General features: G+C 68.0%; 19 protein-coding genes and 4 tRNA genes. 11 read left to right on the top strand and 12 right to left on the bottom strand.

Translation table 11 applies throughout. The annotated features are described in order from the left end of the window. The first annotated feature begins 130 nt into the window (after nt 1-130). The gene (locus EEJ31_RS04175; RefSeq protein WP_123045030.1) at nt 131-1120 is read left to right on the top strand and encodes an aldo/keto reductase; all 990 of its coding nucleotides are present in this window, start codon (nt 131-133) and stop codon (nt 1118-1120) included. A gap of 90 nt (nt 1121-1210) precedes the next feature. On the opposite strand, the gene EEJ31_RS04170 is transcribed toward EEJ31_RS04175, so the two are convergent. The 4 genes from EEJ31_RS04170 to EEJ31_RS04155 all read right to left on the bottom strand — a co-directional run bounded on the left by EEJ31_RS04170 (nt 1211) and on the right by EEJ31_RS04155 (nt 6428). Next, nucleotides 1211-3349 (bottom strand): 3-hydroxyacyl-CoA dehydrogenase NAD-binding domain-containing protein, encoded by a 2139-nt coding sequence (locus EEJ31_RS04170; protein ID WP_123045029.1) that lies wholly within the window; start codon nt 3347-3349, stop codon nt 1211-1213. A 2-nt stretch (nt 3350-3351) separates the two neighbouring features. Next, complete coding sequence (locus EEJ31_RS04165; protein ID WP_123045028.1) at nt 3352-4551, bottom strand: thiolase family protein; 1200 nt, start codon at nt 4549-4551, stop codon at nt 3352-3354. Nucleotides 4552-4627: 76 nt separating this feature from the next. Further along, entirely contained in the window at nt 4628-5824 is a 1197-nt protein-coding gene (locus EEJ31_RS04160; protein WP_233563721.1) for an HRDC domain-containing protein, read from the bottom strand. Nucleotides 5825-5831: 7 nt separating this feature from the next. Then, nucleotides 5832-6428 (bottom strand): DUF3000 domain-containing protein, encoded by a 597-nt coding sequence (locus EEJ31_RS04155; protein ID WP_123045026.1) that lies wholly within the window; start codon nt 6426-6428, stop codon nt 5832-5834. A 64-nt stretch (nt 6429-6492) separates the two neighbouring features. Here EEJ31_RS04155 and EEJ31_RS04150 point away from each other — a divergent pair, with 64 nt between their 5' ends. Beyond that, nucleotides 6493-7686, top strand: a complete 1194-nt coding sequence (locus EEJ31_RS04150; RefSeq protein WP_233563717.1) for an alpha/beta hydrolase family protein — start codon at nt 6493-6495, stop codon at nt 7684-7686. Between the two features lie 158 nt (nt 7687-7844). After that, nucleotides 7845-8135, top strand: coding sequence for an integrase core domain-containing protein (locus tag EEJ31_RS04145; RefSeq protein ID WP_158603894.1), 291 nt, complete (start codon nt 7845-7847; stop codon nt 8133-8135). A 273-nt stretch (nt 8136-8408) separates the two neighbouring features. On the opposite strand, the gene EEJ31_RS04140 is transcribed toward EEJ31_RS04145, so the two are convergent. Together EEJ31_RS04140 and EEJ31_RS04135 are read right to left on the bottom strand one after the other, a co-directional pair. After that, a complete protein-coding gene (locus tag EEJ31_RS04140) occupies nt 8409-8864 on the bottom strand; it encodes a SufE family protein (protein ID WP_123045056.1) in 456 nt (151 codons plus the stop codon). Nucleotides 8865-8886: 22 nt separating this feature from the next. Next, a complete protein-coding gene (locus EEJ31_RS04135) occupies nt 8887-9789 on the bottom strand; it encodes a sulfurtransferase (RefSeq protein WP_123045024.1) in 903 nt (300 codons plus the stop codon). Nucleotides 9790-9965: 176 nt separating this feature from the next. On the opposite strand from EEJ31_RS04135, the gene zapE reads away from it, so the two are divergent. Both zapE and EEJ31_RS04125 read left to right on the top strand, forming a co-directional pair. Further along, complete coding sequence (zapE, locus tag EEJ31_RS04130; protein ID WP_123045023.1) at nt 9966-11018, top strand: cell division protein ZapE; 1053 nt, start codon at nt 9966-9968, stop codon at nt 11016-11018. A gap of 222 nt (nt 11019-11240) precedes the next feature. After that, a complete protein-coding gene (locus EEJ31_RS04125; protein WP_123045022.1) occupies nt 11241-12476 on the top strand; it encodes an ammonium transporter in 1236 nt (411 codons plus the stop codon). Between the two features lie 30 nt (nt 12477-12506). Here EEJ31_RS04125 and EEJ31_RS04120 read toward each other — a convergent pair whose 3' ends face one another. Beyond that, entirely contained in the window at nt 12507-13643 is a 1137-nt protein-coding gene (locus EEJ31_RS04120; RefSeq protein ID WP_123045021.1) for a YihY/virulence factor BrkB family protein, read from the bottom strand. A gap of 262 nt (nt 13644-13905) precedes the next feature. Here EEJ31_RS04120 and EEJ31_RS04115 point away from each other — a divergent pair, with 262 nt between their 5' ends. Then, a complete protein-coding gene (locus EEJ31_RS04115) occupies nt 13906-14781 on the top strand; it encodes a DUF2382 domain-containing protein (protein WP_123045020.1) in 876 nt (291 codons plus the stop codon). A 109-nt stretch (nt 14782-14890) separates the two neighbouring features. On the opposite strand, the gene EEJ31_RS04110 is transcribed toward EEJ31_RS04115, so the two are convergent. After that, a tRNA-Val gene (locus EEJ31_RS04110) sits at nt 14891-14966 on the bottom strand. A 159-nt stretch (nt 14967-15125) separates the two neighbouring features. Between EEJ31_RS04110 and EEJ31_RS04105 the strand changes: the two genes are divergently transcribed. The 3 genes from EEJ31_RS04105 (at nt 15126) to EEJ31_RS04095 (ending at nt 15424) form a co-directional block, all read left to right on the top strand. Beyond that, nucleotides 15126-15197, top strand: a tRNA-Gly gene (locus tag EEJ31_RS04105). A gap of 55 nt (nt 15198-15252) precedes the next feature. After that, nucleotides 15253-15326 (top strand) — tRNA-Cys (locus tag EEJ31_RS04100). A 26-nt stretch (nt 15327-15352) separates the two neighbouring features. After that, a tRNA-Val gene (locus EEJ31_RS04095) sits at nt 15353-15424 on the top strand. A gap of 73 nt (nt 15425-15497) precedes the next feature. Here EEJ31_RS04095 and EEJ31_RS14080 read toward each other — a convergent pair. From EEJ31_RS14080 to EEJ31_RS04075, 4 genes are all read right to left on the bottom strand, one after another. Further along, on the bottom strand, nt 15498-15680 hold the full coding sequence (locus EEJ31_RS14080) for a hypothetical protein (protein WP_233563716.1): 183 nt from the start codon (nt 15678-15680) through the stop codon (nt 15498-15500). A gap of 95 nt (nt 15681-15775) precedes the next feature. After that, a complete protein-coding gene (locus EEJ31_RS04085) occupies nt 15776-16573 on the bottom strand; it encodes an ABC transporter permease subunit (protein ID WP_123045019.1) in 798 nt (265 codons plus the stop codon). After that, nucleotides 16570-17511 carry an ABC transporter ATP-binding protein gene (locus EEJ31_RS04080; protein WP_123045018.1) on the bottom strand — a complete coding sequence of 314 codons (942 nt, stop codon included), beginning with the start codon at nt 17509-17511 and terminating at the stop codon, nt 16570-16572. The genes EEJ31_RS04085 and EEJ31_RS04080 overlap by 4 nt, the downstream gene beginning before the upstream one ends. 349 nt (nt 17512-17860) lie before the next feature. Further along, complete coding sequence (locus EEJ31_RS04075; protein ID WP_123045017.1) at nt 17861-18178, bottom strand: hypothetical protein; 318 nt, start codon at nt 18176-18178, stop codon at nt 17861-17863. Nucleotides 18179-18400: 222 nt separating this feature from the next. On the opposite strand from EEJ31_RS04075, the gene thrS reads away from it, so the two are divergent. Together thrS and EEJ31_RS04065 are read left to right on the top strand one after the other, a co-directional pair. Further along, nucleotides 18401-20329 (top strand): threonine--tRNA ligase, encoded by a 1929-nt coding sequence (gene thrS / locus EEJ31_RS04070; protein WP_233563720.1) that lies wholly within the window; start codon nt 18401-18403, stop codon nt 20327-20329. 1 nt (nt 20330) lies between these two features. Next, nucleotides 20331-20888 carry an HIT family protein gene (locus EEJ31_RS04065; RefSeq protein ID WP_123045015.1) on the top strand — a complete coding sequence of 186 codons (558 nt, stop codon included), beginning with the start codon at nt 20331-20333 and terminating at the stop codon, nt 20886-20888. Nucleotides 20889-20912 lie beyond the last annotated feature (24 nt).

Below are 20912 nucleotides of genomic sequence, written 5' to 3'. Positions count from 1 at the left end.
GCCAGGTCTGACCACGTTTCGGCGCGCCCTCCGCGGCGGATCGCTACCGCCGGAGCGCCAGCGAGCCGACCGAACGTGGTCAGGGGCGGGTACGGGGAATCGGGGCTAGCCTGCTCACGGGAGGCAACATATGAAGCACATCACACTCGGCAGCGGCAGCAACTCAGCAGGGCTCGACGTCTCGCGCATCGGCCTCGGCTGCATGGGAATGTCGGCGTTCTACTCGGGCGCCCGCGCCGACGACGCCGAGTCGATCCGCACCATCCACCGCGCCATCGACCTGGGCGTCACGTTCTTCGACACCGCCGAGATCTACGGGCCATACCTGAACGAGGAGCTCCTCGGCACGGCCCTCGGGCAGCGCCGGGACAAGGTGGTGATCGCAACCAAGTTCGGCACCATCCTGCATCGGGGCGACGGCAGCCGGGGCCTCGACGGCAGCGCGGAGAACGTGCGCATCTCGGTGGAGGGGTCACTGAAGCGCCTCGGCACCGACCACATCGACCTGTATTACCAGCACCGCATGGACCCGAATGTGGCCATTGAGGAGACCGTCGGCGCACTGGCCGACCTCATCTCGGAGGGCAAGATCCGGCACTATGGCCTGTCCGAGGCCGCGCCGGCGACGATCCGCCGCGCCCATGCGGTGCACCCGGTCACGGCACTGCAGACGGAGTACTCGCTCTGGTCCCGTGACCCGGAGTCCGAGATCCTGCCGCTCGTGCGTGAGCTCGGCATCGGGTTCGTGCCGTACTCGCCGCTCGGACGCGGGTTCCTCACCGGCGCCATCCGCTCGCTCGACCAGCTCGATGAGGACGACTTCCGGCGCCACAACCCGCGGTTCGCCGGCGAGAACCTGACCGCGAACATCCGCATCGTGGAACACGTGGATGCCGTCGCCCGCGAGATCGGGGCCACCCCGGCGCAGGTGGCCCTGGCCTGGCTGCTCGCCCAGGGCGACGACATCGCGCCGATTCCCGGCACGAAGCGCGTCTCCCGGCTCGAGGAGAACGTGGCAGCGGATGCGATCGCGCTGACCGCCGACCAACTCGCGACCCTCGACGCGATCGACGCGCCAGCCGGCGACCGCTACGCCGACATGACCCCCCTCAACCGCTAGACGGGGTCGCCCACGCGGTACGCGGGTTGAACGCCGCTGCGCGGGCTGAATTCAGCCCGCGCAGCGGCGTTCAACCCGCGCAACTCCGGGCTAGGCCCCGACGCCGCGAACGGGCGGGTGGTGGAACGTGTCGCCGAAGACCCGCTCGCTCGCACCGACGCGGTCGAGGTACGGGGTTGCGCCGCCCATCTGGAACGGCCAGCCGGCCCCGAGGATCATGCACAGGTCGATGTCCTCCGCGGCGTGCACGACGTCGTCGTCCAGCATCCGCTTGATCTCGTCGGCCAGGCCGTCCTCCACCCGCCGGAGGATCTCCTCCGCGGTCATCCGCGAGGTGCCGCCGGCGACGATCTTCACGGCTCCCTTGTCGAAGCCCTTGATGCGGCCCTTCGCGTCGCGCTCGAGGATCGTGCCGTACTCGGCGAGCCTGTGCAGGTTGTCGCTCTCGAAGAAGCGGTCGGGGAACGCGGCGTGGTGCGTATCGAGCACGTGCGCGCCGACCTTGAGGCCGACGAGCTCGAGCAGCTCGAACGGGCTCATCGGCAGTCCGAAACCGTCGAGGGCGTGGTCGACGACCTCGAACGGCGTGCCCGTGTCGACGGCGTGCATCGCCTCACCGAGCAGCTTGGCGAGGATGCGGTTCACCACGAACCCCGGGGTGTCGCGGGTGATCACCGCGTTCTTGCGGAGCTTGCCGGCGATGACCATCGCGGTCGAGAGGGTCGCCTCGTCGGTCGCCGGGGCGTTGACCACTTCGATCAGCGGCATGACCGCGACCGGGTTGAAGAAGTGGAAGCCCACCAGTCGCTCCGGGTGCTCGAGCTTCAGCCCGATCTTCTCCACCGAGAGCGAGGAGGTGTTGGTGGCGAGCACCGCGGTGGGGGAGATGTGCTTCTCGATCTCCGCGAAGACGTCCTGCTTCACGGCAAGCTCTTCGAACACGGCCTCGATCACCCAGTCGGCATCGGCGAAGTCGGCCTTGTCCGTCGTGCCGGTGACGAGCGCGCGGAGCCGGTTGGCTTCATCCGTTGAGATGCGCTTCTTGGCCTCGAGGGCGCCGATCTCGTCACGGATGTAGGCGAGCCCCTTGTCGACGCGCGCCTGGTCGAGGTCGGTGATCACGACCGGCACCCGGAGGCGCCGCACAAACAGCAGCGCGAACTGGCTGGCCATGAGCCCGGCACCGATGACGCCGACCTTGGTGACCGGCTTCGCCAGTGCCTTGTCCGGCGTGCCGGCGGGCCGCTTGGCGCGCTTCTGCACCAGGTTGAAGGCGTAGATGCTGGCCTGCAGCTGGTCGCCCGCGATGAGCGTCGACAGCACGTCGTCCTCGCGCTCGAAGCCCTCCGCCTTCGTGCCGCTCTTGGCGGCGCGCAGCAGCTCGAGGGCCGCGTACGGCGACTTCGCCACCGTGCCGATCTTGCTCTCCAGCGTCTTGCGCGCGATGCCGATCGCGGCGTCCCACTTCACCAGCCGCTCCACCTTGCCGGGAACATTCGGGCGGGACACCTTCGTGGTGCCGGCGATGACTCCGTCGGCCCAGCGGATGGAGTTCTCGAGGAAGGCGGCCGAGGGGAAGAGGGCGTCGGCGATGCCGAGGTCGAGGGTGTCCTGGCCCTTCAGGGTGCGGTTGTTCTTGAGCGGGTTCGAGATGATGACGTTCAGCGCGTTCTCGATGCCGATCAGGTTCGGCAGGAGGTACGAGCCGCCCCAGCCCGGGATCAGCCCCAGGAACACCTCGGGAAGTGCAATCGCCGGCACGGATGCGTCGACCGTGCGATAGTCGGCGTTGAGGGCGATCTCCAGGCCGCCGCCGAGGGCGAGGCCGTTGATGAAGACGAACGACGGCACGCCCAGCTCGGCCTGCTTGCCGAGTGCGTAGTGCCCCAGCTGAGCGAGGCGCTTGCCGGCCTCAACGGATGGGATTTCGCTCACCTTGCTGAGGTCGGCACCGGCCGCGAGGATGAACGGCTTGCCCGTCACGGCCACGCCGTGGATCTCACCGCGGGATGCACGCTCCTTGAGCTCGTCCATACGCTCGGCGAATTCGAGGAGCGACACCGGGCCCAGCGTGTTCGGCCGCGTGTGGTCGCGGCCGTTGTCGAGGGTGACGAGGGCGAGCGTGCGACCGCCGGAGAGCGGCACGTCGCGCACGAAGGAGTGCGTGACGACCTCGTCGCCCGACAGCTCGACGAGGGGGCTGAAGTCGATGGTGGAGTAGTCGGTCACGGTTACTTCGCCTTCTTGTCGTAGTTCGGGTTCTCCCAGATGACGGTGCCGCCCTGCCCGAGGCCGATGCACATCGCCGTCATGCCGTAGCGCACCTCCGGGTGGTCTTCGAACTGCCGGGCGAGCTGGGTCATCAGCCGTACGCCGGAGGACGCGAGCGGGTGTCCGACCGCGATCGAGCCGCCGTACTCGTTGACCCTGGGGTCGTCGTCATCGATCCCGAAATGGTCGAGGAAGGAGATCACCTGCACGGCGAACGCCTCGTTCAGGTCGAACAGGCCGATGTCGTCGATGGTCAGGCCGGTCTTGCGGAGCGCCTTCTCAGTCGAGGGGACGGGGCCGAGTCCCATGACCTCCGGCTCAACGCCCGCGAACGCGAAGCCCACCATCTTCATCTTGACCGACAGGCCGAGTTCCTTCGCCGCCCGGCCGCTGGCGAGGAGGCACGCGGTGGCGCCGTCGTTCAGGCCCGACGCGTTGCCGGCCGTGATGCGGCCGTGCGGCCGGAACGGGGTCTTCAGGCCGGCCAGGCCCTCGAGCGTGGTGTCGGGGCGGGGCGCCTCATCGCGCGTGGCGAGTCCCCATCCGTTGTCGCTGCGGATGGCGACGGGGATCAAGTCGGGCTGGATCTTGCCGGCCTCGTAGGCGGCGGCGAGCTTCTGCTGGCTGCGAAGCGCATACCGGTCGGAGCGTTCCCGGGTGTACTGGGGGAACCGGTCGTGGATGCGCTCGGCCGTGGCACCCATGACGAGCGCGTCCTCGCTCACGAGCTTCTCGGCGAGGAACCGCGGGTTGGGGTCGGCGCCGAATCCCATCGGGTGCCGGCCCATGTGTTCCACGCCGCCGGCGATGGCGACGTCGTACGCGCCGAACCCGATCGCCGACCCCATGGTGGTGACGGCGGTCATCGCGCCGGCGCACATCCGGTCGATCGCGAACCCGGGCACCGATTTCGGCAGGCCGGCGAGCAGAGCCGCCGTGCGGCCGAGCGTGAGGCCCTGGTCGCCGGTCTGGGTCGTCGCGGCGATGGCCACGTCGTCGACCCGGTCGCCCGGGAGGCCGGGATTGCGCTCCAGGAGCCCGATCATCGCCTTCACCACCAGGTCATCCGCCCGGGTGTTCCAGTACATGCCCTTCTCGCCGGCACGTCCGAACGGGGTGCGAACCCCGTCCACGAAGACCACGTCAGTTCTCTCGGCCACTATGCCTCCATCGATCGATCACGTCGGACCGATCCTAGGATGGCGGCATTTGCGCGCCCGAATCCTTTGACTGTTCCTACGAAGCGGTTTCCTCGCCGGGCTCCTCGGCTTGGTGGGCATCGACAAAGGCTTCCGCGATCCGCTGTGCCGTTACGTCAACCTGCCAGGGGCGCGCGCCGAGTTCGTCGAGTGCGATGGCAACGGATGCCTCGTCCACGTTCTCGGGCGGGCTCCACGCGAGCCGCCGCAGGTGCTCCGGCGTGAGCAGGTTCTCCAGCGGGATCTCCATGCTCTCGGCGATCTCCGTGACAGCGGCGCGCGCCGCCTTGTAGCGGAGGTCTGCCTCCGGGTTCCGGTCGGCCCAGGCGCGCGGGGGAGGAAGCGTGTCGGTTGCGGACTTGGCCTGGGGCAGGTCATCCGTTGTCAGGCCCGTCTCCACGGCGCCCCACCAGCGGTCGAGTTCGCTGCGGCTGGCGCGCCCGCTGAACTCGCGGAGTGCCGAGAGCGCCTGTCGCGTCTGCGGGGCGTGCTTGGCGGCCGCGACGAGTGCGGCGTCGGGAACCAGCCGGCCGGGGGAGACGTCGAGCGACCGGGCCAGGCCGTCACGCGCAAGCCATAGTTCCCGGGCGATGGCAAGGTTGCGAAGACCGCGGATGGCGTGGATCCCCGACAGGCGGCGCCACGGTTCGGCGCGCTGCGGTTTCGCCTCGCGCGCCAGCACGGCCGCGAATTCCTGCGTGGCGATCACGGATTTGCCGGCCTCGCCGAGCATGATCGCCATCTGGTCGCGCAGATCGGGGAGGAGTTCGACGTCGAGGGCCGCGTACACCAGCCACGGCTCGGGCAGCGGCCTGGTCGACCAGTTCGCCGCCGAGTGCTCCTTCGCCAGGTGGATGCCGAGCAGCTGCTCGACGACGGAGCCGAGCCCCACGCGCGGCAGGTTCAGCAGCCGGGCCCCGAGTTCGGTGTCGAAGATGCGCGCCGGGTCGAGTCCCACCTCGCGGAGGCAGGCGAGGTCCTGGCTGGCGGCGTGGAAGATCCACTCCGCATCGGCGATGGCCTCGTTCAGCTCGCTCATCATGCCGATCGCGGGCGGATCGAACAGGAAGGTGCCGGCGTCCCGGCGGTAGACTTGGATGAGGTAGGCGCGCTGCGAGTAGGTGAAGCCGGAGGCCCGCTCGGCATCGACGCCGACCGGTCCGGTGCCCGCGGCGATCAGGGCGACAGCGTCGAGGTACGCCTCGCGTGTGTCGATCACGGTGTGCCGGCGCAGGTCCTGCTCAGCCACGTTCTGCCCGCCGTGCGGAGAGCAGGCTGACGCCCTCGGTGACAGGCGGCAGTCCGGCGAGCATGCAGAGCAGCTCTCCCCAGCCGGCGACATGGGCACCAACGGATGTCTCCAGTGGCGTCCATGAGGCCCGCAGCTCGATCTGCGCGCCGTCCCCCTGCCGGGCCAGCTCGCCGAATCCGCAGGAGATGATCTTGGTAGCCGTGCCGGATGCCGCGGTGTAGGCGGCGCCGCGGCTGTCGAGCGCGTCGACGAGCCAGGCCCACGCGACCTCGGCCAGGAACGGGTCGAGCCCGATCTCGGTCTCGAGGGGAGCCTGGGCGAAGCAGACCACACGGAAGGCGCCGCCCCATTCCTCGGGCTCGGCCGGGTCGTAGAGCAGGATGAAGCGTCCGGTGCCGAAGTCGGAGTCGCTGCCGTGCCGGGAGGGATTGACGTCGGCGGCCAACGCGATAGCGTAGGGCGCGAGGCTTCCCGGTGCGGGGATCTCGGTGATGACGAGCTCCGGCCGTCGTTCGGCGCGGCGGACCGCGTCGACCGCTGCGGCAAACTCCGGGGGAAGGGCCTCAAGGTCCACTGTTTCGGGCACGAGTGCAGACTAAGGTTTTTTCACGGTGCTGTCGCTAAGGCACGCCGCTGTACGGGAGGTGTGCGTGGCAGCCGAGACCGAGCGTGCCGGCGGGGGACTGGGAGCGGGCCGCCTGGCTTTGGCTGTCGCGGGCACCGTGGCCGGCGCCGCCGCGTTCCTCGCGGTGACGTCGGTGGCCGTGCTCACCGCAGTGATGGCGCGGCGCGTGGTCACGCCACCCCGCAAGCAGCCGCAGGTGGTGTGGATCCGCGCCGTCGACGCATCCGCTGACGTGCCCACCATCACGCTCGGCCGCGACCCGGATGCCGAACTGCCCGGCCGGTACGGCCTGTGGTTCGACGACGGGGCCGGCCACGCCCGCCTGGGCGAGATCTTGGCCGAGACGAAGGCGACGGTGACCCGGGAGCTGCTGGCGGTCGACTCCGGCAACCTGCGCGCCGGCATCCGCGGTCGCTTGAGCGGCTGGTTCTTTCTCGGCCCCGACGACCTCGGCTACGCCTACGACGACGTGACGGTTGAGACACCCGTCGGCCCGGCGCCCGCCTGGCTCATCCCGGCAGGTGAGCCGAGTGACCGCTGGGTCATCCAGGTGCACGGGCGTGCCACCCGGCGCCAGGAGGCACTGCGGGCGGTGGCGGTCTTCCGCGACGCGGGGTACAACTCGCTCCTGGTCAGCTATCGCAACGACGGCGACGCCCCGACCAGCCTCGACGGCCGCTACGCGCTCGGAGACACCGAGTGGGAGGACGTCGATGCCGCCATTGATTTTGCCCGCGCCCACGGCGCCCGCCAGGTTGTGCTCATGGGCTGGTCGATGGGCGGCGCCATCGCACTGCAGACCGCGACCCGGTCCGGGAAGTCGATCGCCGGTGTCGTGCTCGAGTCTCCCGTGATCGACTGGGCGGATGTCGTGGCCTACCAGGGTGCATCCGCTCGGCTGCCTGCTGTGGTCGCCCCGGGCGCCATGCGGCTGCTTGGCAGCGGATGGAGCGGGCGTCTCACCGGCCAGGGCGCGCCCATCGACTTCGCGCGCCTCGATTTCGTCGAGCGTGCCGGTGAACTCGACCTGCCGATCCTGCTCATGCACAGCGATGACGACGGCTTCGTGCCGTCGACCGGTTCGAGGCGGCTGGCCGAACGGCGGCCGGACATTGTTACCTTTGTGCCGTTTACCGAGGCCCGGCACACCAAGCTCTGGAACTACGACCCGGAGAAGTGGAACGGGGCGATCACCCTGTGGTTACGCCAGCGCGGGTAGTTCATTACCCTTTGGCTAGTACCGATAGCCATTTGCCCCTGTTTGGGGTGCTTCCGACGTTTCCTCATTTCGGAGTAGCGTGACCGCCATCGCTCTTCCCTCGGGAAATTGCCCAATACACGTCGATCCGGTTCACCGAGACGGTCGTCCTTGAAGGCTTGACCGCCTCGATCGGCAGCGTCGGCGACGCCTACGACAACGCAGCTGCCGAGACGGTCATGGGGCTCTACAAGAACGAGGCCATCAAGAAGGGATCCCCGTTCCGGACAGGCCCGCTGAGGATGATCGCTGATGTCGAGGAGACCACCTTCGACTGGGTCGACTGGTACAACAACGAACGCCTTCACGGCTACCTCGGCAACGTCCCGCCCGAGGAATACGAGCGCAACTACTACGATCGAAATACCGGCTCATCAAACGATGACGCCGCCAACATACCGGCGGCATGAAACCCGGGACGGTTCAAGCAGACACATTGAAGGCGGCGAAGCATGATTCCCGCGGCATGAACTGAACCGCTCATGCTCCGCACCTCAGCGGCATACGGTCCCTGTATGTACGCGAGGCACCGGCAATCCGACCGTCCTAGTTACCCGCGGCTCCTACCGGGCCTTTGCCTACACGTGCGACGCTTGCCGTGTGCCCACCATGACAGTGAACTCCGGCGGCACCCCTACACGTTCAAGAACATCACCGGGGCGCCCAACACCTACTCGACAGGGTTAGCCGGCCGAAGCGGCGTCGCCGCGGCGGGCCCGGATCTGTCGCTTGGTGCGCGCCAGCAGCGCCGTCATCCCGCGGATGCGGAGCGGGGAGACCGCCTCCGTGAGCCCGATCGACTGCGGGTAGTCGTCGGGAATGGCGAGCACCTCGTCGACACTCAGGCCGTCGAGGCCCTGCGCGAGGATCGACGCGAAGCCGCGCGTCGTCGGCGACTCCCGCGGAGCCGTCGCGTACAGGTGCACGCTGTCGTCGTCATCGATCTCCACGAAGATGTAGACGGGTGACTGGCACTCGACGACCCGCTCGAAGAGGTCAGGGTGCTCCTGGTAGCGCTCGGGAAGCTCCGGCAGCTCGTTGGAGAATTCCAGGAGCAGCGTCAAGCGCTCCTTCTGCGGCAGGGCGAGGAAGTCGTCGCGGATCTCGGCCAGGGCGGCCGGCACGGTGGAGGAAGTCATCACCTCCATTGTCCCACTTCTCTCAACGGGGCGCGGGGGCCTGCCCGGGCTCGCTGCCGAAGACGATGGGCACGCGCACCGCGTTTCCCCACTCCACCCACGAGCCGTCGTAGTTGCGCACGTTCTCGAAGCCGAGCAGGTGCTTCAGCACGAACCAGGTGTGGCTGGAACGCTCACCGATGCGGCAGTAGGCGATCACGTCGTCGCCATCGGTGAGGCCGGCCTCGCCCTTGTAGATCGCCTCCAGCTCGTCGCGGCTCTTGAAGGTGGCGTCGGATGCCGCGGCACGGCCCCACGGCACGTTGGCTGCCGACGGGATGTGGCCGCCGCGGAGCGCGCCCTCTTCCGGGTAGGCCGGCATGTGCAGTCGTTCCCCGGAGTACTCCTCGGGGGAGCGCACATCGACGAGCGGGCTCCCGAAGTGCGCGAGCACGTCCTCCTTGAACGCACGGATCGGTGCGTCCTTGCGCTCCACCTCGGGGTAGTCGGCCGGGGTGAGCTGCGGCGCATCCGTTGTCACCTCGCGGCCCTCCGCGATCCACTTGTCGCGGCCGCCGTCGAGGAGTCGGACGTCTTCGTGGCCGAAGAGGGTGAAGATCCACAGCGCGTAGGCGGCCCACCAGTTGTTCTTGTCGCCGTAGATCACGACGGTGGAGTCGCGGCTGATGCCCTTGGCGCCCGCCATGGCCGCGAACCCGGCGCTGCCGATGAAGTCGCGCTCGACCGGGTCGTTGAGGTCGGTGTGCCAGTCGATCTTCACAGCACCGGGGATGTGGCCGGTCTCGTACAGCAGCACGTCCTCGTCGGACTCCACCACGACCAGGCCGGGAGTGCCCAGGTGTTCGGCGAGCCACTCGGTCGAGACGAGCCGTTCCGGGTGGGCATACTCGGAGAACTTGGGGGCCGGATCGAGCTCAACGGACATGGAAGAACCTCCTGGTGGCGCGGATGCCCGCGCGTGCGTTGGTGGGGTGCGGATTAGGCTTAGTCAGCGACCCGCACTACGAATCTACGCGACGAGGCGCGGCGTGCGCATCCGCGGGGTTGTTTCTCGTAGTGCTACGACACAGAAATACGACACAGAAAACAGGTGATTCGTCCATGGCGCCAGTGGCCACCCGCCAACCCCCTCGGCTCGCGGATCGGTCGCCCGGGATCACCGGCGCGGAGATCGTCGCCGAACTGGTACCGCCGCCGCAGTTCGACCACGCCTCGTTCGAGTCCTATCGACCCGACCCGGACTTCCCGTCGCAGGCCGCGGCGGTCGAGAAGCTCCACGAGTTCGCCGCGGTATGGCGAGCCCAGCGCCCCGGCGGATTCTTCTCCCGCAGCCGCAAGCCCAAGCTGGAGCTGCCCGGCATCTACCTCGACGGGGGCTTCGGCGTCGGCAAGACCCACCTGCTCGCGGCGCTCTGGCACGCCGCGCCCGGCCGCAAGTACTTCGGCACGTTCATGGAGTACACCGCCCTGGTGGGGGCGCTCGGCTTTGCCGACGCCGTCAAACAGCTGCAGGGCGCCCGGCTCATCTGCATCGACGAGTTCGAGCTCGACGACCCGGGCGACACCATGATGATGACCCGCCTGCTCGGCGCGCTCATCGAGACCGGAACCCGCGTCGCCGCCACCTCGAACACCCCGCCGAACTCGCTCGGCGAGGGCCGGTTCGCCGCGTCGGACTTCCTGCGGGAGATCCAGGCGATGTCGTCCAACTTCGAGACGGTGCGCATCGACGGCCTCGATTACCGGCGACGCGACACCACCGGCCGGGCCGTGAAGGTGGAGCCCGAGGACCTCGAGCGCATGGTTTCCGTCATGCTCGAGCGCGGCGAGCACGTCACGCAAGACGACTTCGGCGCGCTCATGCGGCACCTCGGCACGGTGCATCCGTCGAAGTACATCAAAATCATCAGCGGCGTCGACGTCATCGCGATCGACGACGTCTTCCTGCTGACCAACCAAACGGATGCGCTGCATCTCGTCGCCTTCATCGACCGGGTCTACGACGCGGAGATTCCCATCATCGCCAGCGGGCTGCCGTTGAACGAGGTGTTCGACGCCGAGATGCTCGCCGGTGGATACCGCAAGAAGTACCAGCGATCGCAGTCGCGCATGGTGGCGCTGACCACAGGGGAACTGCCGCCGCACGCCGAGTAGTTCGCGCGCCGAGCGGCGCGGCGCAGCACTCGCGCGGCGCGATCCGGCGCCGGAACCGCGACGAAACGAAGTCGTTACACGGGAGGCGTTCGTGTAACCCCCGCGAAACATTGCACGCCTGTTGCTGTAACCGGGCCGCCCAAGACTGGGGTCCTGCCCCAGGCCGGACCTCGCATCCCTTCGCCTTCGCATTCGGGGCAGCCGATTCGAGAGGTGACGACAATGGACACTGGCAGCATTGCCTGGGGCATCACAGCGACCGCACTGGTGCTGATCATGACCCCCGGCGTCGCGTTCTTCTACGGCGGCCTGGTCAAGGCCAAGAGCGTCGTCAGCATGATGATGATGAGCTTCGGAGCGCTGGGGCTCATCGGCGTGCTGTGGATCCTCTACGGGTTCAGCATGAGCGTCGTCGACACGCCCTGGGCCTTCGCCGGCAACCCGTTCGCCGACTTCGGGCTGGCGCACCTCGCCGCGGGTGCAACGGCCAACACCGACCTCCTTGGCGCCACTTTCGGGGCGACCTTCGCGATCATCACGGTCGCCCTGATCTCGGGCGCCATCGCCGACCGGGCCCGGTTCGGCTCGTGGATGCTGTTCGCGGGGGTCTGGGCCACGCTCGTCTACTTCCCGGTGGCGGCCTGGGTCTGGGGCGGCGGCTGGATCATGCGGCTCGGTGACACGCTGGGTCTCCCGGCGGTGATCGACTACGCGGGTGGTACGGCCGTGCACATCAACGCCGGCGCCGCCGCCCTGGCCCTCGCCCTCGTGCTCGGCAAGCGGGTGGGGTTCCAGAAGGGCATCACCAAGCCGCACAACGTGCCGCTCGTGCTCATCGGGGCCGCCGTGCTCTGGTTCGGCTGGTTCGGCTTCAACGCCGGCGCGGAGTGGCTCAACGGGCTCGCCAACGTGGGGCTCATCGTCGTCAACACGCTCGGCGCCACCGCGGCCGCGATCGTCGGCTGGATGGCCGTGGAGCGGTTCAAGGACGGCAAGGCGACCTCGGTGGGCGCGGCATCCGGTGCCGTCGCCGGTCTGGTGGCCATTACACCCGCGTGCGCCAACCTCACCCCCGGCTGGGCGCTGCTGCTCGGCGTCGTGGCCGGCGTCGTGTGCGCTTTCGCGATCGAGCTGAAGTTCCGTCTCGGTTTCGACGACGCGCTCGATGTGGTGGGCATCCACCTGGTCGGCGGCATCATCGGCACCCTCTACCTCGGGTTCTTCGCCACCGGAACCGGCCTATTCACCGGGGGAGGCCTCGGGCAGCTCACCGTGCAGCTGATCGCGGCGGGGGCGGTGCTGCTGTACTCCTTCACGGTCGCGTTCGCGCTGGGCTTCACCATCCAGAAGACCATCGGCTTCCGCGTGACGAGCGAAGCCGAAGTGGCCGGGATCGACACGGTGGTGCACGGCGAGGACGGCTACGCCCTCGACCCGGTGCACGCGGCATCCGTGTGACCTGACGCGCAGCCGATCACCGGGCGGTGCTTATGAGCCCCCGTCACCGGACCCCCGGTGGCGGGGGCTCTTGCTGGAGGCATCGTCGGAGGACCCGTGGTCCTGGGCGCCTGAGCCGCTGTCGCCGGAGTCCTCGCGAAGTTCGCGGCCGGCCTCGACGAGCTTCTCCTCCTTCGCCTGGCGCTTCTTAGTCTGGCGATCGTCGCGCGGGGGCAGCTGGAGGGTCTCGGCCGCCTCGATGCCGCCCTGCAGTTCCCGGCCACGCTCCAACTCGGCGTCGAACTCAGCACCGAACAGCAGCGAGAGGTTGGCGATCCAGAGCCACAGCAGCAGCACGATGACCCCGGCGATGCTGCCGTAGGTCTTCTGGTAGTTGCCGAAGTTCGACACGTAGAAGAAGAACAGCAACGAGGCGATCGCCATCACCACCAGCGCGATGACGGCGCCGAGACTGATCCACTTGAAGCGCGGCTGTTTCACGTTCGGGCTGCCGTAGTAGATGATCGCGATCATCAGCACCGCGATGACCACGATGACCGGCCACTTGGCGATGTTCCACACGGTCACGACGGTCTCGCCGAGGCCGAGGGCCTGCCCGATCGCCTCGGCGATCGGCCCGGAGATGAGCAGCAGCAGCACGACGACGACGGCCAGCACGAGCAGGATCACCGTGATGAGCAGCACCGTCGGACGAAGCTTCCAGAACGGCCGGCCCTCATCCACTTCGTAGATCTGATTCATCGCCTGCGAGAAGGCGCTCACGTAACCCGACGCCGACCAGATGGCGGCGACGACACCGATGACGAGGGCCAGGCCGGCGCTGTTCGAGGTGGCCAAGGCTTCGACCGGCCCCCGCAGCGTGTCGACAACGGATGCATCGGCGAAGTTCCCGATGATCTGCAGCAGCAGGTCGCTGGTCTGCTTCGCCTGGCCGAAGAGGCCAACAAGCGACACAAGCGCCAGCAACGCGGGGAAGATCGCGAGGACGGCGTAGTAGGTCAGGGCAGCGGCCAGGGTGGTGCACTTGTCCTGCGAGAACTCGGCCAGCGAGCGCTTGAGGACGTAGCCCCAGGCGGGCTTGTGAACCTCGGTGGGAGTGTCGGGCTTGCGTGAATCGTCGGGTGCCGGCGCCTGCTGCTGCTTCGCCACGCTGTTCTGTTCTGCCATGGTTCGCGCCTTCACGTTCGTTCGGTTTCGGGCATCCGTCGCAGCATTCGCTCGACGGTCTTGTGACCCAGAATCACCCGATCCGGCCATTACCGGAAGCCCCTAGCGCGTGCGGAAAGACGGCAGTACCTTGGCCTCCACGATCGCGGTCGGCGCATGAGAAGCCGGGCATACGCGGCCGGTCGCCGGCGCCCTGAGGGGGCCGTGGCGGCCGCATTCTCGCGACGACATAACGCAGAACCACAACGGATAGGAACAGAAAATGATCACCACAGAGCGGGTCCAGGCTCTCCTGCAGGGCAATGGCATCGTCATCGGTTCGGATGGCGACAAGATCGGCAGTGTTGGACAGGTGTTCCTCGACAATGCGAGCGGCGAACCGGAGTGGGTCACCGTGAAGACCGGCCTCTTCGGTATGTCGGAGTCGTTTATCCCGCTGCAGGGCGCAACCGTGAGCGGCGACGAGGTGAGGGTGGGCTACGACAAGGGCACCGTGAAGGATGCACCGCGCGTCGACGACAGCGAGGGGGCCCTGAGCGAGAGCGAGGAGGCCACCCTCTACGAGTACTACGGGATGTCGTACAGCCAGACGGCGTCCGATTCCGGGCTCGGCACGGGCACGAGCGGTGACGCAGGACACGTCGAGGTGTCGGGCGGCGGAACGTACGCCGGAGATGCTGACACGTACGCCGGCAGCGACACCGGGGGAGTGCGCGACACGACCGGCACGGTGGGCCACGACACCTCGGGCCCCACAAAGGATGACGCCATGACGCGGTCGGAGGAGCGGCTCAACGTGGGCACCGAGTCCACGCAGTCGGGGAAGGCGCGCCTCCGCAAGTACGTGGTCACCGAGAACGTCACCCAGACGGTGCCGGTCAGCCATGAGGAGGTGCGGGTCGAGCGCGAGCCGATCACCTACAGCAACCGCGGCGACGCCCTGGACGGTCCCGCCATCAGTGAAGAGGAGCACGAGGTCACCCTCAACGCGGAGCGCCCCGTGGTCGACAAGGAGACGGTTCCGGTCGAGCGCGTACGCCTCGACAAGGAGACCGTGACCGACAACGTGTCCGTCGACGAGGACGTGCGCCAGGAAAGGATCGAGGTCGACGGCGACGGCAACCCGAAGGGCCGGTAGTACCGAGTCCCTGAGCAACGAACGCGAGTCGGTCTGCCTGCGGGCCGGCTCGCGCCGCGTGTGCCTGCGTCTTGAGCGATGCCGGTGTGAGGCGCGAATTTGGCCGTTCTGGTGGGCGATACCGGACTCGAACCGATGACCTCTTCCGTGTGAAGGAAGCGCGCTACCAACTGCGCCAATCGCCCAAATGTGCGTCTGAAACACGTTCAGCCGCGACTCACGATACTAGACCACGAGCGGCCTTTTCGGCACATCGGCGGCCTTCATGAACGTGGGCTGCGCTCAGTTTGAATATCGCGATGGGTTCGGTATAGAGTCTCCTAGCACGCAGAAATGCGAGCAACGCGGATGTGGCGCAGTGGTAGCGCATCACCTTGCCAAGGTGAGGGTCGCGAGTTCGAATCTCGTCATCCGCTCGAATGGAATCGCACCGAAAGGTGCGGTTCTCTTCGTTTGGTGGTGAACCCGCACGGTGGATTGGCCGAGAGGCGAGGCAGCGGCCTGCAAAGCCGTATACACGGGTTCGAATCCCGTATCCACCTCCATTCCTGCAGTGGTACCGGCAGGAAATGGGCGATTGGCGCAGCGGTAGCGCGCTTCCCTGACACGGAAGAGGTCACTGGTTCGATCCCAGTATCGCCCACGACGTAAGCCCCGGCGCTGCCGGGGCTTTTTTCGTCTGCGGCGCCCTGCCGCGATGGTCGCTGTGCGGGCGATCAGGCCGGCAGGGTGGCCATCCACTCGCCGGTGGTGGCCACGACCGCCCGCCGCGGAAAGACCTTCTCGATGAGCACTCGATGCACCTCAGGGTCGGCGTCGGCGACATCGGGAGTGCCGAGACGCTCGACGATGCCGTCCTGAAAGTCCATGACGAGAAGCACGGGGGTGGCTGAGGGCACGGGTTCTGCGTTCAGTGCAGGAAGGGGACACCTTCAGTGTGCCTGCTCCGTTCGATCGTCGCCTTCCGAGGGGTGAAGGGGTCGAGCCGCCTCGGTCACACCCCTACGTCGCGACGTCGAAGGCCGACGACGCCCAGAGCCAGCAGCAGCACGACCCCTCCGTACAACGGCGCCAGGCCGCCCCAATCCGGGCCGTCGGTGAGGGGAGAATTGCCGAACGCCCAGGCGTAGGGGGAGTACGCGTGCAGGCGGTCCAAGTCCGGGCTCTGGCTGGCGACCGCATTCACCGCGTACGCGACCACGGCAAGACCGGCCCCAGCACCGAGCGCGATCGACCGCCGCCCGCTGAGCGCCCCTCCGGCCAGTGCGGCGAACGCGATCAGCAGGCTGAGCCCGAGCAGCGCAGCGGACGCGGCGAGCAACTTCCCGGGCTGGATGTGCGTTCGCGCGGGCCCGTTCAGGGCGAGGATCACCAACACGCTGACGATGCTGAGAACCAGCAGCCGCAGCGCCACCGCGGCGGCCTGCTCGAGAACGACGCGGCCGCGCGTCACGGCGTGCGCCAGGATGAGCTCCAGCGACCCGTTCTCCTCCTCGCCTGCGATGGCGGCGGTGCCCCAGCCGACCGCGGCGATGGTGAACAGGAAGAAGCCCATGAGCCCGAAGAACGTCGACTGTGCGTAACCCGCGCCGGTGCTCAGGTTGTCGTAGCCGATCACCTTGACGAGCGCGGGTGGAAGGTTCGCGATCAGTTGCCGCATCTCGGCATTGCCGCCTATGGACGGATACAGCGGCAGGTAGAGGGCGAGGGCGGCCAGCACACCGAGGCTCCAGAGGACCAGCGACCGCCGGGAGGAGCGCATCGCGCGACGCAGCAGCGGGAGCGCGCTCATGCCGGTTCGGCTCCTTCCCGGAGGTCCGTGCCGTAGTAACGGAGCACAGCCTCCTCGAGGTCGGCCTCCTCGGCGACGAGGTCGAGCACCCGATAGCGAGAGATCGCGCGCACGAATTCGTGAAGATCCGTGGAGATGGTCGCGGAGAGCGTGACCCCGCCCACACCGGATGCGCCTGCCGACTGGGTGAGATCGGCGAGTTGCGGGAGGGCGGCGAGTTCCGCGTGCAGGGCCGGCGCATCCGCTGTGTCGACCGTGACCCGCACATGACGCACGGCCGACTCTCGCAGCTCGGCCACCGTCGCGGTCGTGACGAGCTCTCCGGCGCGGAGGATGCCGACGCTGTCGGCCACGTGCTGGATCTCGCTCAACACGTGGGAACTCAGGAACACGGTCTGGCCGTTCTCGCGCGCCTCGCGCACCAGGGTGAGGAACTCCCGCTGCACGAGCGGATCGAGGCCGCTGGTCGGCTCGTCGAGGAGGAGCAGGTCGGGCCGGTGCATGAAGGCCTGCACCAGGCCGATCTTCTGCTTGTTTCCCTTGGACAGGGTGCTCGCCGGACGGCTGAGGTCAAGGTCGAGACGCGTGGCCAGGCGGTCTATGACGCCCGGTTCGACCCGGCCGCTGATGCGGGCATAGAACTCGACGAGGTCGCGTCCCGTGGCGCGCCCGGTCACGCGGAACTCGCCCGGGAGGAACCCGATGCGGCGCCGGAGGCCGGGGCCGCCCGTGCGAGGGTCGGTGCCGAGCACGTGGGCGCTGCCGGTGCTGGGACGGATGAGGTCGAGCAGCAGGCGCATGGTGGTGGTCTTGCCTGCACCGTTCGGGCCGATCATGCCGAACACACTGCCCGCTTCGACGACGAGGCCCAGGCCGGACAGTGCCGACTGCCGGCCATAACGTTTGCCGAGGTCATGGGTCTCGATCGCTGGATTCAACTCCCGACTCCTTCCGTCACGTGGCGACGTCGTCGAGCACGGTCGGTCGTCACGAAGTCTGGCACGCGGCGTCGTGATCCTCAACGGTCGCAACTCGACGGATGCGCGGCGTTCGCCGTCGCGGGTGGGCTACGCCGTGGAGAAGGCGGAAGGCATGTCTGAGTGGGTCGACGGCCAGCTCGTCTGGCAGTAGCCCCGTGACGAGAACCGGCGCGTCGAGGTGGCGGTCTGCGATCGTTCTGGCGGACGGATCAGCCCGGCGCCGGTCGAGGTCACGTTCGAGAAGGTGCAGGTCAGCACCGGCCAGACCTGAGCCGCGCCGGAGTGCTGGTTGGCTCGCCGGCCCCGCTCAGGGCGCTGTCGGCTCGTGCACGGCCGGGGCCGGCGGCGTGGGGCAGACGAGTTCGGCGTCGCGGCCGGTGCGGTCGATGACGTGCTGCGACATGGGGGCGCCGCACAGCGGACACGGTGCCTCGGAATCGGGCATGACGACGTTCTCGTCGTACGGACCGACCGGCGGCGGCCCGATCACCTGCATGAGCTTCGTGTTCACCCATGTCCCGACGCCGTGCCGGTGCTCGTGACCGGTGCGTTCCCCGCCGTGCGGCTCCTCACCGCGGTGCGCGGCGTCGGCGCCTCCCCGCTCCTGAGGATTTGTCTTGTTCATGCCTTCAGGGTACTCCCGAGCTCGACGGGAAGCCGGGCGCGGAGGCACTTCGTTCGGCGGGGCTCCGGGTTGCGCGTGACGCTTGCTGGGGCCGTCCGAGGCGGCCGCCGAGCGTGACGGGCACAAACTCAGCGGGCACTAAAGTTGACGGGTAGGCGTAACCAAGGAGATACACACGTGGCTGATGGCTTTGCACTCTTCACTGACCGTTCCGTTGTTGCAATGCGCGTCAACGGTGAGTTGAGGGACCTGGCCGCCACTGTCACGCCGACGGATGCCGTCGAACCGGTGACCATCGACTCCCCGGACGGCCTCAACATCCTTCGCCACTCCGCCGCCCACGTGCTGGCGCAGGCGGTGCAGTCGATCAACCCGGAGGCGAAGCTCGGCATCGGCCCGCCCGTCACCGACGGCTTCTATTACGACTTCGACGTTGCCGAGCCGTTCACGCCCGAGGATCTCAAGGGTATCGAGAAGGCCATGGACCGCATCATCCGCTCTGGGCAGCGCTTCGTGCGCCGGGTGGTCAGCGCCGATGAAGCCCGCGACGAACTGTCCGGCGAGCCGTACAAGCTGGAGCTGATCGGTCTGAAGGGCTCCGACGCCGGCACGGCGAGCGACGCCAACGAGTCGGTCGAGGTCGGCGGCGCCGAGCTCACCATCTACGACAACGTCGACCCGAAGACGGGGGAGACGGTGTGGCAGGACCTCTGCCGCGGGCCGCACCTGCCGAACACGCGCATGATCGGCAACGGATACGCGCTGACCCGGCTTGCCGCCGCGTACTGGCGCGGCTCGGAGAAGAACCCGCAGCTGCAGCGCATCTACGGCACCGCGTGGCCCAGCAAGGACGAACTGCGCGCCTACCAGGCCCGGCTGGAGGAGGCGGCCAAGCGCGACCACCGCCGCCTCGGCGCCGAGCTCGACCTGTTCAGCTTCCCCGACGAGATCGGCTCGGGGCTCGCGGTCTTCCACCCGAAGGGCGGCATCATCCGCCGCGAGATGGAGAACTACTCGCGCGTCAAGCACGAGCGGGAGGGCTACGACTTCGTCTACACGCCGCACATCACCAAGGGTGCGCTGTTCGAGGAGTCCGGTCACCTCGGCTGGTACGCCGACGCTATGTTCCCGCCGATGCACCTCGACGAGGCCCGCAACGAGGAAGGCGAGGTCACCCGGCAGGGCGCGGACTACTACCTGAAGCCCATGAACTGCCCGTTCCACATCCTCGTCTACCGGTCCCGCGGGCGCTCCTACCGCGACCTGCCACTCCGGCTCTTCGAGTTCGGCACGGTCTACCGCAACGAGAAGTCCGGCGTCGTGCACGGCCTCACCCGCGTGCGGGGCCTCACGATGGACGACGCCCACATCTTCACCACCAAGGAGAAGATGAAGGACGAGCTCACCAAGACCCTGAACTTCGTGTTGGAGCTCCTGCGCGACTACGGCCTCACCGACTTCTACCTGGAGCTCTCCACGAAGGACCCGGAGAAGTACGTCGGCAGCGACGAGGTCTGGGACGAAGCCACCCAGACCCTCGAAGACGTCGCCATCGCCTCCGGTCTCGACCTCGTGCCCGACCCGGGCGGCGCCGCGTTCTACGGGCCGAAGATCTCCGTGCAGGCGCGCGACGCGATCGGCCGTACCTGGCAGATGTCGACCGTGCAGCTCGACTTCAACCTGCCGGAGCGCTTCGAGCTCGAGTACACGGCCGCCGACGGCTCCAAGCAGCGCCCGGTCATGATCCACCGCGCCCTGTTCGGCTCGATCGAACGGTTCTTCGGTGTGCTCACCGAGCACTACGCCGGCGCCTTCCCGGTGTGGCTCGCTCCCGTGCAGGTCGTCGGCATCCCGATCTCCGACCAGTACGGACCCTACCTCGACGATGTGGTGGCACAGCTGAAGGCCGCGGGCGTCCGCGCCGACGTGGACCACTCCGACGACCGGATGCAGAAGAAGATCCGCACCCACACCAAGGCCAAGGTGCCCTACCTGCTGATCGCAGGGGAGGAGGACCAGGCGAACAACTCGGTGAGCTTCCGGTTCCGTGACGGCACCCAGGAGAACGGGGTGCCGGTTGCCGACGCCATCCGTCGTATCGTCGCCTCGATCGAGGCCAGGAGCCAGGTGACGACCCAGGGGCAGATGTAACGTGGGCGAGCACGACGACGTGGAGTCCTCGGCGGACTTCGCCGCCGTTCCCGATGCCTTCCAGAGACTGTGGACCCCGCACCGCCTGGTGTACATCCAGAACGACCTGCCCGATGAGGGCTGCCCGTTCTGCGTCGCACCGGCGAAGGACGACGAGACGGCACTGATCGTCGCCCGCGGCACGTTCGCGTACGTGATCCTCAACCTGTTCCCCTACAACAGCGGCCACCTGCTCGTGTGCCCGTACCGGCATATTGCGACGTATGACGAGGCGACACCCGACGAAGTGACCGAGATCGGTAGCCTGACGCAGACGGCGATGCGCGTGGTGAGGTCCGTCTCGGGCAGCCACGGCTTCAACATCGGGATGAACCAGGGCGCCGTCGCGGGCGCCGGCATCGCCGAGCACCTGCACCAGCACATCGTTCCCCGCTGGGCGCAGGACTCGAACTTCTTCCCGATCATCGCCCAGACCAAGGCAATCCCGCGGCTCCTGGGCGACGTGCGCCGAGAGATCGCCGCGGCATGGCCCGCGGCCGGCCCCGGCGTCGCACACTAGCCCGATCACCAGCAGTGCACACGG

The organism is Cryobacterium tepidiphilum, assembly GCF_003716325.1.
GTDB classification, from domain to species: Bacteria; Actinomycetota; Actinomycetes; order Actinomycetales; family Microbacteriaceae; genus Cryobacterium; species Cryobacterium tepidiphilum.
The sequence above is the reverse complement of the archived record's forward strand: the minus strand, read 5'-3'. Positions and strand labels throughout refer to the sequence as shown.